Source organism: Streptomyces fuscichromogenes (genome assembly GCF_014645815.1).
In the GTDB taxonomy this organism is placed as follows: Bacteria; Actinomycetota; Actinomycetes; order Streptomycetales; family Streptomycetaceae; genus Streptomyces; species Streptomyces fuscichromogenes.
In genome coordinates this window covers 111290-126504 of record NZ_BMML01000015.1, presented here as the reverse complement: position 1 = coordinate 126504, position 15215 = coordinate 111290, and the positions used below count along the sequence as shown (strand labels likewise).

17 protein-coding genes and 3 pseudogenes are annotated in these 15215 nt (G+C 65.5%); 12 read left to right on the top strand and 8 right to left on the bottom strand.

The features are described 5' to 3' along the window. The first annotated feature begins 8 nt into the window (after nt 1-8). On the top strand, nt 9-323 hold the full coding sequence (locus IEZ11_RS29790; RefSeq protein ID WP_189266008.1) for a hypothetical protein: 315 nt from the start codon (nt 9-11) through the stop codon (nt 321-323). 40 nt (nt 324-363) lie between these two features. Here IEZ11_RS29790 and IEZ11_RS29785 read toward each other — a convergent pair whose 3' ends face one another. Then, on the bottom strand, nt 364-1014 hold the full coding sequence (locus IEZ11_RS29785) for a hypothetical protein (protein ID WP_189266007.1): 651 nt from the start codon (nt 1012-1014) through the stop codon (nt 364-366). A gap of 214 nt (nt 1015-1228) precedes the next feature. Here IEZ11_RS29785 and IEZ11_RS29780 point away from each other — a divergent pair, with 214 nt between their 5' ends. From IEZ11_RS29780 to IEZ11_RS29760, 6 genes are all read left to right on the top strand, one after another. Further along, a complete protein-coding gene (locus IEZ11_RS29780; protein ID WP_189266006.1) occupies nt 1229-2329 on the top strand; it encodes a barstar family protein in 1101 nt (366 codons plus the stop codon). 240 nt (nt 2330-2569) lie between these two features. Then, complete coding sequence (locus IEZ11_RS29775) at nt 2570-3118, top strand: DUF3291 domain-containing protein (RefSeq protein WP_189266005.1); 549 nt, start codon at nt 2570-2572, stop codon at nt 3116-3118. 44 nt (nt 3119-3162) lie between these two features. After that, entirely contained in the window at nt 3163-3237 is a 75-nt protein-coding gene (locus tag IEZ11_RS52545; protein WP_099504217.1) for a 50S ribosomal protein bL37, read from the top strand. A 361-nt stretch (nt 3238-3598) separates the two neighbouring features. After that, nucleotides 3599-3856: a ribosomal protein L7/L12 gene (locus IEZ11_RS29770; protein WP_308426503.1), complete on the top strand. Its 258-nt coding sequence runs from the start codon at nt 3599-3601 to the stop codon at nt 3854-3856. A 218-nt stretch (nt 3857-4074) separates the two neighbouring features. Next, entirely contained in the window at nt 4075-4491 is a 417-nt protein-coding gene (locus IEZ11_RS29765) for a RelB antitoxin-like protein (RefSeq protein WP_189266004.1), read from the top strand. Between the two features lie 110 nt (nt 4492-4601). After that, nucleotides 4602-4913, top strand: a complete 312-nt coding sequence (locus tag IEZ11_RS29760; RefSeq protein WP_229713432.1) for a cytotoxic translational repressor of toxin-antitoxin stability system — start codon at nt 4602-4604, stop codon at nt 4911-4913. A 387-nt stretch (nt 4914-5300) separates the two neighbouring features. Here the strand turns inward: IEZ11_RS29760 and IEZ11_RS29755 are convergent, their stop codons facing one another. After that, nucleotides 5301-5786, bottom strand: coding sequence for a DUF4265 domain-containing protein (locus IEZ11_RS29755; protein ID WP_189266002.1), 486 nt, complete (start codon nt 5784-5786; stop codon nt 5301-5303). Between the two features lie 783 nt (nt 5787-6569). Here IEZ11_RS29755 and IEZ11_RS29750 point away from each other — a divergent pair. Together IEZ11_RS29750 and IEZ11_RS29745 are read left to right on the top strand one after the other, a co-directional pair. Further along, a complete protein-coding gene (locus IEZ11_RS29750; protein ID WP_189266001.1) occupies nt 6570-7079 on the top strand; it encodes a hypothetical protein in 510 nt (169 codons plus the stop codon). Continuing rightward, nucleotides 7079-8728 (top strand): ATP-binding protein, encoded by a 1650-nt coding sequence (locus tag IEZ11_RS29745; protein ID WP_189266000.1) that lies wholly within the window; start codon nt 7079-7081, stop codon nt 8726-8728. Before IEZ11_RS29750 ends, IEZ11_RS29745 begins: the two co-directional genes overlap by 1 nt. Nucleotides 8729-8979: 251 nt before the next feature. Here IEZ11_RS29745 and IEZ11_RS29740 read toward each other — a convergent pair whose 3' ends face one another. The 5 genes and pseudogenes from IEZ11_RS29740 to IEZ11_RS29725 form a co-directional block, all read right to left on the bottom strand. Beyond that, nucleotides 8980-9414: a hypothetical protein gene (locus IEZ11_RS29740; protein WP_189265999.1), complete on the bottom strand. Its 435-nt coding sequence runs from the start codon at nt 9412-9414 to the stop codon at nt 8980-8982. 9 nt (nt 9415-9423) lie between these two features. Further along, a pseudogene (locus IEZ11_RS51160) lies at nt 9424-9794 on the bottom strand (hypothetical protein). Continuing rightward, a pseudogene (locus IEZ11_RS29735) lies at nt 9794-10221 on the bottom strand (ATP-binding protein). Before IEZ11_RS29735 ends, IEZ11_RS51160 begins: the two co-directional pseudogenes overlap by 1 nt. A gap of 154 nt (nt 10222-10375) precedes the next feature. Next, nucleotides 10376-10948 (bottom strand): S1 RNA-binding domain-containing protein, encoded by a 573-nt coding sequence (locus IEZ11_RS29730; protein WP_189265998.1) that lies wholly within the window; start codon nt 10946-10948, stop codon nt 10376-10378. A gap of 46 nt (nt 10949-10994) precedes the next feature. Beyond that, nucleotides 10995-12116, bottom strand: a pseudogene (locus tag IEZ11_RS29725) (IS630 family transposase). 100 nt (nt 12117-12216) lie between these two features. Here IEZ11_RS29725 and IEZ11_RS29720 point away from each other — a divergent pair. From IEZ11_RS29720 to IEZ11_RS29710, 3 genes are all read left to right on the top strand, one after another. Then, entirely contained in the window at nt 12217-12435 is a 219-nt protein-coding gene (locus tag IEZ11_RS29720; RefSeq protein ID WP_189266122.1) for a helix-turn-helix transcriptional regulator, read from the top strand. Then, nucleotides 12435-13712 carry a tyrosine-type recombinase/integrase gene (locus IEZ11_RS29715; RefSeq protein WP_189265997.1) on the top strand — a complete coding sequence of 426 codons (1278 nt, stop codon included), beginning with the start codon at nt 12435-12437 and terminating at the stop codon, nt 13710-13712. Before IEZ11_RS29720 ends, IEZ11_RS29715 begins: the two co-directional genes overlap by 1 nt. 373 nt (nt 13713-14085) lie before the next feature. Beyond that, on the top strand, nt 14086-14265 hold the full coding sequence (locus IEZ11_RS29710; RefSeq protein WP_189265996.1) for a hypothetical protein: 180 nt from the start codon (nt 14086-14088) through the stop codon (nt 14263-14265). A gap of 108 nt (nt 14266-14373) precedes the next feature. Here IEZ11_RS29710 and IEZ11_RS29705 read toward each other — a convergent pair whose 3' ends face one another. Further along, nucleotides 14374-15135: a phosphoglyceromutase gene (locus tag IEZ11_RS29705; protein ID WP_189265995.1), complete on the bottom strand. Its 762-nt coding sequence runs from the start codon at nt 15133-15135 to the stop codon at nt 14374-14376. Nucleotides 15136-15215: the final 80 nt, after the last annotated feature.

Genomic DNA, 15215 nt, shown 5'->3' with positions numbered 1-15215 from the left:
AGGCGGGGATGTTCATCGCATCGGCGTTCGGTGCCAGTGGCGCCATCTGGCTGACCGTCGGCATGTGGCTCATCCGGCGGCAACGCCGTAGGCATGCCGGCACCCTCGCGGGGTGGGGCGCGCTGGCCTTCGGAGTGGCGCAGTTGATACGCGCGGCAGGCTCCCTGGCCGGAGACCGCCAGCCGCTCGGCGTCATCCTCGCCCTCGGCTTCACGGCGCTCAGCGTGGCCGGCTGGCTCCTGGTGATCCGCGACGGCGCCACGCCCCGGTTCCGGATCGGCCGCACCACCCGGAAGCGCCGGAAGCTGCCACCGATCCGCTGACGACCGGCTCAGCTCCCGACACCGTCGATCCACCGATCGGTCAGGACGTAGGCACGTCCGACTCCGACTCCAGCTCCAGCTCCGGTTTCTGCTTCGACTTCCGCTGCACATCGGTCACGCTCACACCCTCCGTCCCCGGAACCCCGAACGCCTCGACGGTCACACTGCCGTCGGCCCCGGTGACCTCCAGAGCCAGGTGGCTGCCGATCACCCGCAAGTCCAGCCTGGCCCGGGGCGCGCCCGCCTGGTCCGGCATCCGGTGAATCCGCGACTCCGGGTAGTCCAGGTCCACCAGCCTCTCGCGCATGGCCCGGTAGCCGGTCGTCCTCACGCCCTTGAACGCCTCGCCGATGCGCTGGGCATGCCTGCCCCCGGCGCACTCCTCGACACCGGTCAGGGCGACCTCCTCGACCGGCTTGGCCTCGGCGAGGTCAGGGGCCGTTCTCGTCCGGGGCGTGGGGCCGGCCACGGAAACCGGTATGTCCCCCGAGGCGTTGGGAACACCGGACGGGGTCTCACCCGGCCCGTATCCCGGAGAGGCCGCCCCCTCCCAGCCCGGCAGGTCCTCGGGCTCGGGCACGCCACCACGGCCCTTGTCACCGGGGGTGCCGGGAGCGCAGCGCTGCTCGATGCGGGTCAGCAGGGCGAGGAGCCTCGTCTCCGGATCGCCGACACTCGACGAAGCGTCCAACGGGGGCGGGGTTACCGCCGGAACGGCACCGCCTGCCGAAGTCTGATCGGTGGTGCTCCTCTGATCACCGCAGCCGGACAGCAGCAAGCAGCCGAGGGCGGCCACCAGCACGGCCCTCGAAAGGGACATTGATCTCATGCACCCAACATGCAGGCCGCCGATGACCCCGCACATGAGTGCCCATACTCACTCGCTCTGAGCAGGCGGCAGGGGCATGATGGCCGACGTGCAGGGGGACAGCGCGGATCGCGGGCATGGACGGTACAGGCTGACGGAGACGAAGCACGGCTGCGTCTGGGGCGAGTGCGATGCGGTGGAGGGCCTCTTCGGGGAGCCTCGGCGCGGCACGTACGAACTGTGCGGCTGGACAGCGGAAAGCGTCGAGCCGCGGGGCTGGGTCGGGAGCCGGGTATGGCTGGTGCCGGACGACGACGCACTTGACGCCTGGCTGCTGGAGGACGCGGAGAGCCCGGGGCGGCTCCTGGGGGCGGACAGCCTTGTGCTCAACGGCCTGGACGACTACGAAGGTCCGCCCGAGAGGCACACGGGTCGTGTCCGGGTGCACGACGGGCACCGGTGGCTGGGCTCCTGCCGGGAATTCGTCCGCGTCCTGCCGACCGCCCAACAGACGGCACCCCCACTCGTCCTGCGGGGACTCACCCAGGGTGACCAGCTGCGGGCCGCGCTGGCGAAGGGCACCCGGCGGGCGCTGGACCTGGAGGAGGCCGCCCTGGAGATCCATGACGACCAGGGCCGGCCACTCACCGATCGGCTGCTGTGGACCGAAGTCACTGCCTGGCGCCCGTCCTCTCACGGGACGGACCTGATCGACCTGGAACTCGGCGGAGAGCTTTTCCCACCCGTTCCCGAACACGCCCGGCCCATCTGGGAACGGTGGCTCGTCGGACCGCCGGACAGCGTGGATGCCTGGGCGGGCCTCGACACCCGGCGCCGCGGGGCCTGGCTCGATCTCGTCCGCGAGCGGGCCTGCCGGCGCGCCCACCGTGACCGGCCGGCCGGGCACGCCTACGAACTCGACGGCCGGCACATCACCGACGAACCGGGCCTCTACCTGGCGCTCGGCGAGGCGGTGAACGGGCCGGGGGGCTACTTCGGCGGTTGCCTCGCCGCCCTCGACGACTGTCTGCGCGGCACCTTCGGCTACACCGCCCCCGCAACCCTGCTCTGGCGGAACGCCGCGACCGCACGCGAGCACCTGTCCCGGACCCTGACACCGGAAGGCCAGGACTACGACCTCTTCACCGAGATCCTGGGCGCCCTGACCGAGGGCGGTATGCACGTCACCCTGGCGTGAGGCGCCGCCGATCAGGCGAGGGCGAGAGCGCGATGCCGCGATGCCGCGATGACCGGTGCAGGAGGCCACCTGGACAGGGAAAACGCAACTTCGACATGGCCCCCGGAGGCGGCTACCTTCACCTCGTCCTCGGCGATCGCCCACGGTCGTACGGGAGTTCCCGCAGGCTGAGCCACCCGCGACGGGATGAGTCGGCCACGCCCGGGTCCCCGCCGGACGGCCCCGACCAGGGAGAGACGCATGCCCCCTCTTGCTCTGTACACATTCGGCGTCCTGAAGTCACCTCTCGCCGATCCCGCTCCTCTCACGCACGAGTTCTACGACATCGGTGAGGCCGTCTACCGGAGGATCAGCCGGCACCCCGGATACCTCGCGCATGCTGAAGCGGCAGACGGTGCCCGGGGCTCGCTCTTCGAGGCGGACTGGGGTGCATGGGGAGAGTTCGCCGTACCGACCTGGTACGGCAAGGGCCGCACCGCGGAAACCACCGCCCTGGCCGCGACCCTCTCACTCTGGACCGACCTGCGCCCCGCCTTCGACGCCGTCTACTCCGGCCCGCACCGTGAGGCGCTGAACAGGCGTTACGACTGGTTCGAGAGGACGGGGCACCCGAATTACGTGTTCTGGTGGGCCTCCGACGGCGTGCCACCCACCTGGCGGGACGGGGTTTCCAGGCTGGAGCACCTCCACCGCCACGGCTCCGCACCGCACGCCTTCACCTTCCACGACTCGTTCACCCCGGAGGGAACTCCGCTTCGCCCTGATGCGGGTACCACGGGCCGAATCTAGACTGACAAAAGCGTAGAAAATCCTCGACCAGGGAGATACGAACCATGGCTAAGCGAGGGAACAAACGACGCGGCCGCAAGAAGAAGAAGGCCAACCACGGCAAGCGCCCCAACGCCTGAGCCAACCCGAACAGACGACCGAAGCCGCTTGTACCGCAGGCAGGGGCCTCGATCGCGCCGCGTTACTGCGAGGTCGGCGGTTGGCGCGACGTCACCCTCCTCGTCAGGCTCGATGGCCACGCCGCGTGAAGTCGCGGGCACTTGAGGCCGGTTCGGGCGCCGACCTGGGCGAACGGCCCTGGTGCTCTTGTGGTGCGCCCCGTTGTAGTCCACCACTCACACTCGGCCTTGCCTATCGCTTCTGCGCTCGGTAGCGCTTCATCAGCGCGGTGATCTGCGCTTGGTCCGCCTGACCATTGAGCTCGGTCAGAAGATCGTCAGGGCACAACTCGTAGAGGGACTCGTACGCCCCCCTAACGTAGTGCTCACCGATGCCGGCCTCCGCGTGCTGGAGGTCGCTCAGGCCGTGCGCCGGCTGACGGGGCTGAGCCTGTGGCGCAGCAAAATTCTCACGACGCAGGTTCCCGCCGTGATCCTCGACGGCATCCCTCAGGAAGACGCCACGGCAGCCGTGGCAGCCCTCCACACTGCCGGAGCGGAGGCCGAGACGAGACCTAACAACCCAGAGACGGCCCCAGCAACGCGACAAGCCCCCCACCAGCGGAGAACCCGCAGGTAGGGGGCTTGATCAGTCAGGCTTACTTCTCGCCCTGGACTTTGGGGATCTTGTCGAGCTGGGTTTTCGCTGGTCAGGGGCAGTTGGTCTCGTGCCGACCATGCGGTCATGGGGCGCTCCGCTCTGCACCGAGCGTCCCGACACTGGCTAAGTACTTCACGTACTTGACGTACTTAATTGCGGAAGGCACCCTGGTTCCACGAGTCCTACGGGAGGTCGCCATGTCCGCGGTGCATTTCGAGAGCTACACCGAAGCGCGTACACACCTGAAGGAGCTTCTCGACGCCGCAGACGAGGGACGGGTTGCGACGGTGCGTCGGGCCAGTGGCTGCGCTGCGGTTGTGGATGTCGAGCGGCTACGTCGCTACCTGTCCTCAGTGTGTTCGTCCAAGGCCGAGGTCGTCGCCGAGGCGGATGGATGGTCGATCTTCATTCCGGGGCTCCCCATTGCGGCCGACGGGTCAACGTTTGACGACGCCGTAAACGAGATGGTCGACGCTTTGCGGGAGTACGCGGACGACTGGCAGGAGAGGCTGAGACTAGCGCCCAACCATCAGGACAACTGGGGATTGGTTCAGCTGATTGCCCTGAGTGACGACCGTCAGTTGGTGGACTGGCTGGTGGGAGTTCAGCGGTGACTCGACCACAACCAGACCGTGAGCGTCATGAGCGGTTCTGTGTCGTCGAGGGGTGGGAGCGAGTGCGGGATACTCGTGGGCGTACCGGTACTCATCACGTCACCTACGAGTTGACGCTGCATGACGGGCGCATCCTGCGGACCCGTATTTCGCACCCTGTCGATCGCACTGTCTATGGGGCCGCGTTGTGGAGCCACATTCTTCGCGACCAGTTGGTCGTCACCGAAAGCGAGTTCTGGGACTGCGTGATCGATGGAAAACTCCCTGACCGGGGAGCCCCCTCCACGCCCAAGGAATCGCTGCCGGCCGATCTGGTCTATCTGTTGATCCACCGCGTCGGCCTCTCGGAGGAGACGGTTTCCGAACTGACGAAGGAAGATGCGGTAGCCCGCGTGCAACGTTATTGGACAGATGGGACGTAATGCCGTCTGCCTGCACGGACCCAAGACCGCTGAAACCCACCGGGGCTGATGCTGAAGGTGTACGCGCACCCCATGCCCAGTAGCGGGGACCACACCTGGAAGGCCCTCGGCCTGGCGCTCCGACCGCAAGAACCGGGACGTTGAGGGCCAGTGGGCCCAGGCCGTGATCACGCCCCCGATCCGCACCATGAGCACAGACCGGGGGCGCGATCACGAAGGCTACTTCTTCTTGCCCTGGGTGTTGTCTGAGATCTTGGTGGCCTGCGTTCTCGCTGCTCAGGGGCGGTGGGCTCGTGCGCCTGGTGGTCGTCGTTGGTCATCCTTGGCCACTGTCGAGCGACCTCGGACGGCCCAGAGACGGCCCAGCCGTGGATCACGTGAACGGCGTCAGCCGACGGAAGTAGCCCGCCACTGCGCGGTGATGCACCCCTCTTCCATGTCCCACCACTCCTTGGCGACGCCGTGGCTGAGCAGCCGTTGCACCTTGGCGAGATCGGCGGTGGGCGGGACGTCCAGGGCGACCATGCCGAACCGCTCTATGCCCTCGCCGTCGACGCCAAGTTCCTTGAACGTGTTGATCACGCTCTGCCGTGCGGCTCCCGAGCCGCTGTCACGGAACACGATGAGGCGGATGGTGCAGTTCTCGGAACGCCGAACCACCTCGCCGGCCCATCGCACCCCCTCCTCATCGGGCTCAGTGGCCACGATGTCCCCGCAGGCAATGCCCCGAACGAACCACGGGATGTTGTCGAGCCGTGCGGTGCCGTCGCCCTGGTCGACAGCCCACAGACTCTCCACCGACGCTGGGGGCCAGTCGTCCTCAATCTCAAGCCGGAAGTGCACCTTCACGTACGGACCCTCGGGGTTCGTCATGGTGTCCAGGATGCAGGACCCTGACGCGGCGGTCGCAGGTGGGTGACCGATGTCGTCTGCTCAGAGCTGGATACGGGTTGGTCCTTACTCCGGCCGACGACAGCCAGCTACGACGGCGAGGACGCCGACCGATCACGCGCGCGTATGCCTCGCTGCACCCCCACCGGCCTCCACCACGTTGCCGGTGCCGTCGACCAGAGCAAGCCACGACGGTCGACCCGCAACCACGATGCCTGAGCCATCAGCTCGGGAAGCTCGGGGCTCTTGGCCGCGGTTGCAGTGGTCACCTGCGACGGAGCGATGTTGGAGTCCTGGTCGCACCTGGGGCAAGTCCCCGCTGTTCCCCGTGGTTCCCCGCAGGATCTGGCACGCGAATGGCACGGACTCTTCGCCTCGAACGTCCTTTGGCAGAGCTGGGCCCCGGAGTGTCTGAGCCTCAGCCGACGACAGTCAGCCACGACGGCGGGTGCGTCGACCGATCACTCACGCGTATGCCTCGCTGTACCCCCACCGGCCTCGGCCACGCTACTGGCTTGTGTCGTCGACCAGAACAAGCCGCGACTGCCGGCCCGTGACGGACGGTCCGCGAGCCCTCGGCCGGGGTGGTGCGGCGAGTGCAGGCGCTCGTTGAACGACGTGGGGTCCCTGCGACGCAAGCACCTGCTACAAGCCATCCCGCAAACACTGGATGAGCCAATCGTTTGGTGGGTAGTGTGGAACGCTGTCGGGGCCGACTAACCTTGTGGCGCTGGCCAGGGTTACGCAGGGGGTAGTGCAGATTACATGCCAACAGTCACGCTTGCCGATCAAATGCTATTGCACATTTCCACCAGCAAGAGCGCGACAATATCAGCACTTCCAATAGGTGGCAGCAAATATCCGTTCCCCACGGCTCAATTGCTGCAGCAGATCGTCTCGGATCGTCTGCTCCTAGCGGGAGGGCATCTCCGGGCGGGTGACGCTCTACTTTTTGCGACACAATACAGATCGGCTATCAGTCGTTTCTATTACGCAATGTACCAAGCGGCGCGCGCCATCGCTTTCGCGGAAATTAAAGGTGACGATCACGAGCGCCATAACATCCTTCCGCGGAATCTCCCGGCGGGCATCGATAGCCCGGTCGTGCGCGAGGCTGAACTCGTGGATGCCCGCCTGTTGCGCAATCAGGCTGATTATGACATCTACCCAATCAACGAATCCGATTGGGAAAACGATGCTCGTGCACTTTCAGCGACAGCGGCCAATTTTGTCCAGATGTGTGAATCTTTCGCCCTGACGAACGGATATATCTGATGTCGGCAAGTGATTACGAAGCCCGCATCGCTCGGGTACTTGACGATGCAGACATCCCCATCGTGCGTGTCGAGGAAAGGTCATTTCCTGGCGAACGATGGTTTCTCGTTTGGGTGGACGAAGACTCGATAGCGGCAGCGCAGAGTCTGGCTGGACCTATTGAGCAAGAACTAAATTCCGTCCACGATACGGAGAATGAATCTCTCGCTGTCACCTTTAGGCCGCATCGTACCGATATTGAAAAGCCTTTGGTCTCGACACCAAAGAGCGTCCTCGCCTCTTCAAAAGTTGACCAACTGATCCAGCTATTGGAAGCTAGGTCGCGCACATCTGACGCACTTCCCAGTCTAAAGTACATGGAAGATCCCCGGGCTAGTCTGGCCGCTATTGGTGCGTCACGTCACCACCTCGTCTACGGTCGACGTGGTGTAGGGAAGACGGCGCTCCTTCTTGAGGCTAAGCGTCTCGCCGAGAGAGAAGGGCACGTAACGGCGTGGATGAACGCCCACACCCTGCGACTAATGAACCCATCTTCCGCTTTCCTTATGGTTGCGGAGACTGTACTAACCTCCTTGATTCAGCATGCAGGCACTTCCCAGGGTGATTCCTTCGCTCGCCTAAAGGATCTCGGCGAGAAAGTCACATCTCTCCGGGCCGCTCAAGTAGATGCAGAGCTCGGCGAAATCATCGCTGATTTGAATAGGGGATTGCGCACGGTTCTGCGAGCGGAGATCGTTCGCCTGTACCTGTATCTCGATGACTTCTACCTTTTTCCCACCTCCGCGCAACCGCATCTGCTTGACTACTTGACTAGCATGCTGCGCGACTGTGATGGCTGGCTGAAGGTTGCGAGCATTGAACGCTTGACGCGGCCTTTCGAGCCGTCCTCGCATATCGGCATTGAAATTCCGCATGACGCATCCAAGATCGATCTGGACGTGACTTTGGAAGACCCTGAGGCCACGCAGAAGTTCTTGGAGTCCGTGCTTACGAACTACACGGAAACCGTGGGGATCTCTAAGCCGTCGAGTATTACCCGTGACGCGGCGCTTGGCAGGCTGATTCTCGGTTCAGGTGGTGTACCCAGGGATTACTTGAACCTTTTCGCCTCTTCGATCGTGGCAGCTAGATCCCGGACAAACGCTCGGGAGGTCGGACAGGAAGACGTCGCAGATGCCGCCGGTAAGGCGGCGCGAGGAAAATTGAGAGATCTAGAGCAGGATGTTTCTGCAGATAACGCCGATTCTTTGACCTCGGCTCTCGAATACCTTTCGTCGTATGTTCGGGGAGAGGGGTACACCTACTTCCGCGTCAATGTTGCCCAAAAATCCCTCCCGGCCTATGAGACTCTTGCACGCCTCGTTGACCTCCGGTTTGCGCACCTGATTCAGGCTACGCTTTCAGACCAGCACCGCCAGGGAGTCAAGTATGAGGCGTACATTCTCGACCTAAGTCAGTACTCAGATGTGCGCTTGAAGCGGGGGCTGCACGTACTTGACCTTGAGGACGGCAAATGGACTTTCAGGTTGAGCGGCAAGGCTAATACGCTCAGGAAATTGAAAAGCACTCTATTCCGAGACGAGTTGCGGCGATCGCCTGTACTCGATCTGGAAGCGCTTGGGCGGCATGCGGGCCTGAACACGGCATGAGGTCGGTAGAACTACTTTTGGGGCCGTGAACTTCGAGGCTCGCGCCAGAGTGGCTGCGTAAAGCTGTGTAGCCGACCGCCCCAGCCGCGATGAACCCCTGCTTCGGCATCTCATGGTTGATCGCTCTGAGCGCGGCACGGGCGCCGGCCGGGCTGGAGCGGGACGGAGGCAGGAGCGCAGGCCCGGCCGGGGGCCGGGCCGCGCGCGGGGAGCGGAGCGAGCCGCCTTGAACCAGTAGAGAAAGTTGTAACTCAGTCTGAGGCGAGGGGCTGTTGAGCCTCCGCCCGGATGCGGATGCTGGTGCCTGGCTCGGCCCGAGGTTGGTGGTCGGTGGTGCGGAACTCGTCCAGGAGCTCGAAGAACATCTCCACGCTGGGCCTGCCAAGTCGCTCCGCTTCGCGCTCAATCTCCGTTGCCCAGCCGAGGGCGGAATGGCGGCCCAGGCGCTGCCACAGCCACTCGGAAAAGCCGCCCTGAGTGCCGGGGTTCCAGAAGTCGTAGGGCTCCGCGATGTCGTGGATACCCAAAGCAACCCGGTATCCGATAAGCATGGAGTTCAGGTGCTGCAGAGAGCTGCTGTGAACCCACATGCCTGGTCGGAGTCGGACTTCCTCCAGGAAGCCGTACACGTCGGTAAGTTCCCCGAGTTGCCTGGGCCTGCGTCTCGTCCCGTCCGTCTCCTGCATGCAAGCACCCTAATCAGGCTCGCCTGATGTCGAGGACCCTGCGTGGGGCTTGAAGGCGTATGCGCAACCTGGGAGTTCGGAGTCTTGGCGGTGGGCCAGCGGATGCGAGTGCTGGCCTGGGTGACTGACACTGTGCAGGGCTCTGAGCGCAGCAGGGCTCGTCGGGTTTCTGCGCGGCCGTCGTGGAGCCAGGCCCAGACCTCGTCCGAGGCGTCCGGGTCGAGTGCCGGTGAGATGGTGCGCAGGGCGATGGCGACCCATCTGTCTGCCTGGGGTGCGGAGTAGGCGTCGAAGGATGCCCGGAGCGCCGGCCATCCCGTCCCGTCGCTGAGGTTCTCGGTCCAGCACTCGCACCAGAAGCCTCGGCGGGGCTTGTCCATCAGCACGGGTGGCCTCCCCGCTGGGCGTTCACGAAGAGTTCCGCAGTGACGGTGTAAACGCCGCCAGCGCCCTGGACGACGACCCTGTGCGCGAGGGCGCTGACCATGCCCAGACCCCGGCCGTGCTCGGCGTCCTGGACCTGGTGCTCGACCTTCGGGGCGCTGCCCCCTCCCCCGTCGTCCGTGACCGACAGGGCGATGACCTGCGGGGCTACCGCGAGGGCCAGGTGGAAGCTCCCGCGTTCCCCTCCGCTGCTCGTGTGCAGGAGCGCGTTCGTGCTCAGCTCGCTCACGATCAGGGCCGCGTCGTCCGCCAGGGCGATCCGCGCAGGATGTCTCTCGTCCAGCGGCGGGTCCGGCTGACCTCTTCCGGAAATCCTGGGCAAGTCAGTCCCCAGACTCGGACTCGACTCATATACTCATGCATACAAGTTCCTTCGTGCTGATAGGCCGCCATGTGCAGCGGGTCCGGGCTAGTGCTCTGAGCGCAAAGGTTCACCGGCCTTCCGAGTGTGCCTCCTGTGACTGAGCAGACGTTCAGGAACACTCGCGCAAGGGAGCTGCCGCAGGAAGGCAGCGCATCACACGCCGGCGGATGAGCCTTGTCGTCGGGAGAGGGCTATCCTGCGTCGCTCTCGGTCGATCTCGGTGACGACCACCGTGATCTTGTCGCCTACCTGGACGACATCTGATGGAGTCTCCACCGGTGTCCAGGTGAGCTCTCGCAGGTGAACCAGTCCCTCGATTCCGTCGGCGACCTGGACGAAGACGCCGAACGGGATCAGCTTGGTGACCTGGCCAGGCAGTTTCTGCCCCACCGCGATGGTGTCAGCGAATACCTGGAAGGGGTCCGGCTGTGTGGCTTTCAAGGACAGTCTGGCCTCCAGGTTCCACGTGTCGAACTGGAGGAACTCGCATGAGAGGCGCTGTCCGATCTGCACGACGTCGGAGGCTGCCTCGAAACGCCGCCAGGACAGTTCAGCGAAGGAGATGAATCCGACGCCGGGGAAGACCGGATGGTCGGGAGCGTCGTCCAGCGCCACGAACACACCGAACCGTTCGATCGCTGTGACGGTGCCGGAAAGGAGTTCGCCGCGGTGCAGTGATTCGAGGAAGGCCCAGAGTTCTGGGTTCTCAGACGGTCCACCCAACATGCTCCCAGCCTTTCACGAGGAGCCGTGCACTGGGTGGGAAGTGCGGTCACGCTGCGGTCTTGAGGGGACGTCCGCCCCAGCGGATGCCTTTCTCGCTGCGGATGCGGGCGCGTTCTTTGCGTTCGGCGGCCTGGACGTCATGGTGGCGGGGGCGTTGGCGTTGCGCCAGCGCAGGTAGGCGTGCAGGGCCCGGGTCTGGACGGTGTGGTTGGGGTGGTGGGAGTTGGCGATGGTGAACTGCCGAAGGGGTCCGAAGTGGGCTTCGATCGGGTTCGCCCAGGATGCATAGGTCGGGGTGAAGCACAGCTCGACCTTGTTCTTCCTGGCCCAGCGGCGGATGTCGGCGCCTTTGTGGGCGGACAGGTTGTCCAGGATCACGTAGATCGGGGCGCCGTCTGGCCGGGCAGCGCGGATCGACTTCAGCGCGGCCAGCGTGTTGGCGGCGCCCTTTCTGTGACGGTTGACGCCCCACAGAGTGTCGTCGCCGACCGAGTAGCAGCCGTGGAAGTAGCGCACGCCGTGCGTGCGGTGGTAGGTGGCAGGCAGCCGGTCGGGGCGCTTCTGCTCGGCCCAGCCTGAGCACGCGGTGGACGGACCCCGAGCGGGTCGAACTCGTCGAAGGCGAAGACCCGGTCGGGAAGCGGTCGAGGACCTCCTCGATCCGGTCCAGCTTCGCCTCGCGGTCGGGGTCCGGGGATTCCTTCCATGTCTTGGTGCGCTGGAAGGTGATGCCGCGGCGGCCGAGCAGGCGGCGTAACGCCTCGCGTCCGATACGGATCACGTGGCCGTGGGCTTTGCAGAGGTAGGCGACGAGCTTGCGCAGGGACCAGCGGGTGAAGGGCTGGCCGAGCTTGGCCGGGCGGGTGATGGCCGTCTGGATGACGAAGTCTTCGTCGTCAGGGCTGAGTTGGCGGGGACGGCCTCCCGCCCACCGAGGGTCCAGGCAGGCCAGGCCGATCTCGTTGAACCGGTGGATCACGTCCCGGACAGTGTCCTCGTCGGCCTGCACCAGCTGGGCGATCACGGGCACCCGGTTCCCGCCCGCCGAGGCCAGCAGCATCATCGCACGCCGATAGCGCACCGAGTTGGTGCTGCCCCGACGCACGATCTGCTGCAGCTTCTGCCCCTCCTGGTCGGTCAGTCTGCGCACCCGGACAGGCTCGGCCACCGCACCTCCAGCGGTCGGATCGGACGTCACCACCCATCCAACCGCCACGATCACCAAACCGGCCAACCTATCCGGTCAGAGCACTAGCCGACGCCTCGCCCTGGCCGACGTGGCCGCCGAACCGCGCGCCCTGCCCGCGCGGTACCTGACCCCCGAGGACCTAGTGGAGATGTTCGAGCTTCCCAGCATCGAGACGGTCTACCAGTGGCGCCGCAAGCGCACTGGGCCCCGTGGCTTCCGTGTCAGTCGGCACCTGCGCTTCGACCCGGCCGACGTTCGGAGCTGGGTGGACTCGCAGCGTGAGGGGGCGGCTGACTGATGGCCGGACACATCCAAGACCGCTGGTACAGAACCGAGGGCGGACAGGACGGCAAGGACCGCAGGGTCAAGACCGAGCGGTACGGCACCGGCATGCGCTACCGAGCCCGGTACGTCGGTCCGGACGGCACGGAGAAGTCCAAGAGCTTCCCCGACCGGCAAAAGCGACTCGCCGAGCAGTGGCTCGCCCACATCGAGGCGGACATGGCGCGCGGACAGTACATCGACCCGCGCGCGGCACGGATCACCTTCCAGCAGTACGCGGAGACCTGGGTGGAGACGCAGGGAGCGGACCCCAACACACAGACCTCGATGGAGTCGCAACTCCGCCTGCACGCCTTCCCTCATCTGGGATCGCGTCCGCTCGGGTCATTCCAGCCCGCCCATATCCGCGACTGGGTGCGGAAGCTCCAGGAGAACGGCGTCCGGGGCTCGTACGCCCGGACGATCTACTCCAACGTTCGTGCCGCCCTGAGTGCGGCGGTGGACGACGGACACCTTCCGCGCAACCCGTGCGCAGCCCGCTCGGTCCGGCCGCCCACAGTCGACACGAAGCGGGTCGCCCCTTGGACACCGGAACGGCTCTTCGCCGTCCGGGCCGGCATGCCCGAGCGTTTCCAAGCCATGGTCGACCTGGGCGGCGGCTGCGGGCTCCGCCAAGGCGAGATCCTCGGCGTCGCCGTCGACGCCATCGACTTCGGCTCGGACACACTTCACGTGGTCCAGCAACTCAAGTTGAGTCGGAGCAAGGCGGTGTTCGCTCCGCCCAAGGGCGGCAAGCTGCGGGACGTACCGCTTCCCGCGCCGGTCGCCGATGCGTTGCGGGCCCACATGAAGCGGTTCCCGCCGGTCGAGATCACCTTGCCGTGGAAGGTGGCCGACGGGCCTCCGGTGACCAAGCGGCTGATCTTCACCGGGCCGCGTGGTGGGCATGTCTGGCGTACGTCGCTCAACGAAGAGGTGTGGAAGCGTGCGCTGGCCTCGGCCGGCGTGATCCCCGAGCGGACGCCAGGCCAGTCGTACGCCGAGTCACGCGAGAACGGCATGCACGCTCTCCGCCACTTCTACGCCTCGCTGCTGCTGGATGCTGGGGAGAACATCAAGGCCCTCGCCGAGTACCTCGGGCACTCGGACCCTGGTCTAACGCTTCGCGTGTACGCACACCTCATGCCGTCCAGTCAGGAGCGCACCCGCAGCGCTGTCGCTCGAATCTTTACCCAAGACAGAAAGAGCGAAAGCCAGGCAGGGATTACCGGAGGATCAATGAAGTGTAATTAGCGAGGACTCTTAACCAACACGGTTAGCGAGCTCCGTTAGCGAGCCCCGTTAGCGAGCTCCGTTAGCGAACACGATTAGAAAGAGGGTTAGCCAACGGCCCGCCATGCGTGCATGCACGCACGTTGAGCATGCATGCACGCACTCCCAACCAAGATCGACCCGATGTTCGGAGGCGTTCCGAACATACGAAAGGCGCCTGCAGACTCAGTTATATGCGTCACTCATTCAAACCACACTTGCCTTCACCTGGAGATTTGCCCGAAGACCGCCTAGCTGAATAGGCTGCGCAAGCAATTCAGGGCCGCTCCCCTCGCGCGGGAACGGCCCTGTCTCCGTTGGTTTATCGACTCGCATCACCCTCAGGAGAATATTTATGGTCCCACGTGCAGGTGTCACCGTCGACATCTGTCCCCGCGACTTGCCGATCACGCTCATCGGCACGGCAGGCGGCACGCTAGCCCTGTGGGCCCACGCCCCCGCCAAGGTCGCCATCCCGACGGCCCTGCTGATCGCCCTCGACATCCGCGTCCGCCGCTGGCGCCGACGCGTCTGACGGCCCGGTCGTCCGATCAAGCACCTGACGGCCCACAGACGGCCCCAGGTGACCAAAAAGCCCCTCACCCGCAGAGAAACAGCAGGTGAGGGGCTTGATCGTGCAGGCTTACTTCTTCTTGCCCTGGTTCTTGACTGCCTCGATGGCGGCTGCCGCCGCGGTTGGGTCGAGGTACTGGCCGCCGGGGGTCAGCGGCTTGAAGTCGGCGTCCAGTTCGTAGGCGAGGGGGATGCCCGTCGGGATGTTCAGGCCGGCGATGTCGGCGTCCGAGATGCCGTCCAGGTGCTTGAGGAGGGCGCGGAGGGAGTTGCCGTGAGCGGCGACCAGGACCGTGCGGCCCGTCAGGAGGTCCGGGACGATGCCGTCGTACCAGTACGGGAGCATCCGGTTGACGACGTCCTTCAGGCACTCCGTGCGGGGGCGCAGCTCCGGGGGGATGGAGGCGTAGCGGGGGTCCGCGGCCTGGGAGAACTCGGAGTCGTCGGGCAACGGCGGGGGCGGGGTGTCGTACGAGCGGCGCCAGAGCATGAACTGCTCCTCGCCGAACTCGGCCAGCGTCGCCGCCTTGTCCTTGCCCTGGAGGGCGCCGTAGTGGCGCTCGTTCAGGCGCCAGCTGCGGTGGACCGGGATCCAGTGGCGGTCGGCCGCTTCGAGGGCGAGCTGCGCGGTGCGGATCGCGCGCTTCTGGAGGGACGTGTGGACCACGTCGGGCAGCAGGTCGGCGTCCTTCAGGAGCTCACCGCCGCGGACTGCCTCCTTCTCGCCCTTCTCGTTGAGGTTGACGTCCACCCAGCCGGTGAACAGGTTCTTCGCGTTCCACTCACTCTCGCCGTGACGGAGGAGGATCAGCTTGTACGGTGCGTCGGCCATGGGTCAGAGCGTAATCCACGTGTTCCGGGCGGCGGGCGGGCGGCCGCGGGGCGTCCCAGGGGGCGGACAGTTGACTGCAT

Coding starts and splice junctions, on each gene's coding strand:
- IEZ11_RS29790 (WP_189266008.1), top strand. CDS start 9: ATGTTCATCGCATCGGCGTTCGGTGCCAGTGGCGCCATCTGGCTGACC.
- IEZ11_RS29780 (WP_189266006.1), top strand. CDS start 1,229: ATGATGGCCGACGTGCAGGGGGACAGCGCGGATCGCGGGCATGGACGG.
- IEZ11_RS29775 (WP_189266005.1), top strand. CDS start 2,570: ATGCCCCCTCTTGCTCTGTACACATTCGGCGTCCTGAAGTCACCTCTC.
- IEZ11_RS29765 (WP_189266004.1), top strand. CDS start 4,075: ATGTCCGCGGTGCATTTCGAGAGCTACACCGAAGCGCGTACACACCTG.
- IEZ11_RS29755 (WP_189266002.1), bottom strand. CDS start 5,786: ATGACGAACCCCGAGGGTCCGTACGTGAAGGTGCACTTCCGGCTTGAG.
- IEZ11_RS29750 (WP_189266001.1), top strand. CDS start 6,570: ATGCCAACAGTCACGCTTGCCGATCAAATGCTATTGCACATTTCCACC.
- IEZ11_RS29745 (WP_189266000.1), top strand. CDS start 7,079: ATGTCGGCAAGTGATTACGAAGCCCGCATCGCTCGGGTACTTGACGAT.
- IEZ11_RS29740 (WP_189265999.1), bottom strand. CDS start 9,414: ATGCAGGAGACGGACGGGACGAGACGCAGGCCCAGGCAACTCGGGGAA.
- IEZ11_RS29730 (WP_189265998.1), bottom strand. CDS start 10,948: ATGTTGGGTGGACCGTCTGAGAACCCAGAACTCTGGGCCTTCCTCGAA.
- IEZ11_RS29715 (WP_189265997.1), top strand. CDS start 12,435: ATGGCCGGACACATCCAAGACCGCTGGTACAGAACCGAGGGCGGACAG.
- IEZ11_RS29710 (WP_189265996.1), top strand. CDS start 14,086: ATGGTCCCACGTGCAGGTGTCACCGTCGACATCTGTCCCCGCGACTTG.
- IEZ11_RS29705 (WP_189265995.1), bottom strand. CDS start 15,135: ATGGCCGACGCACCGTACAAGCTGATCCTCCTCCGTCACGGCGAGAGT.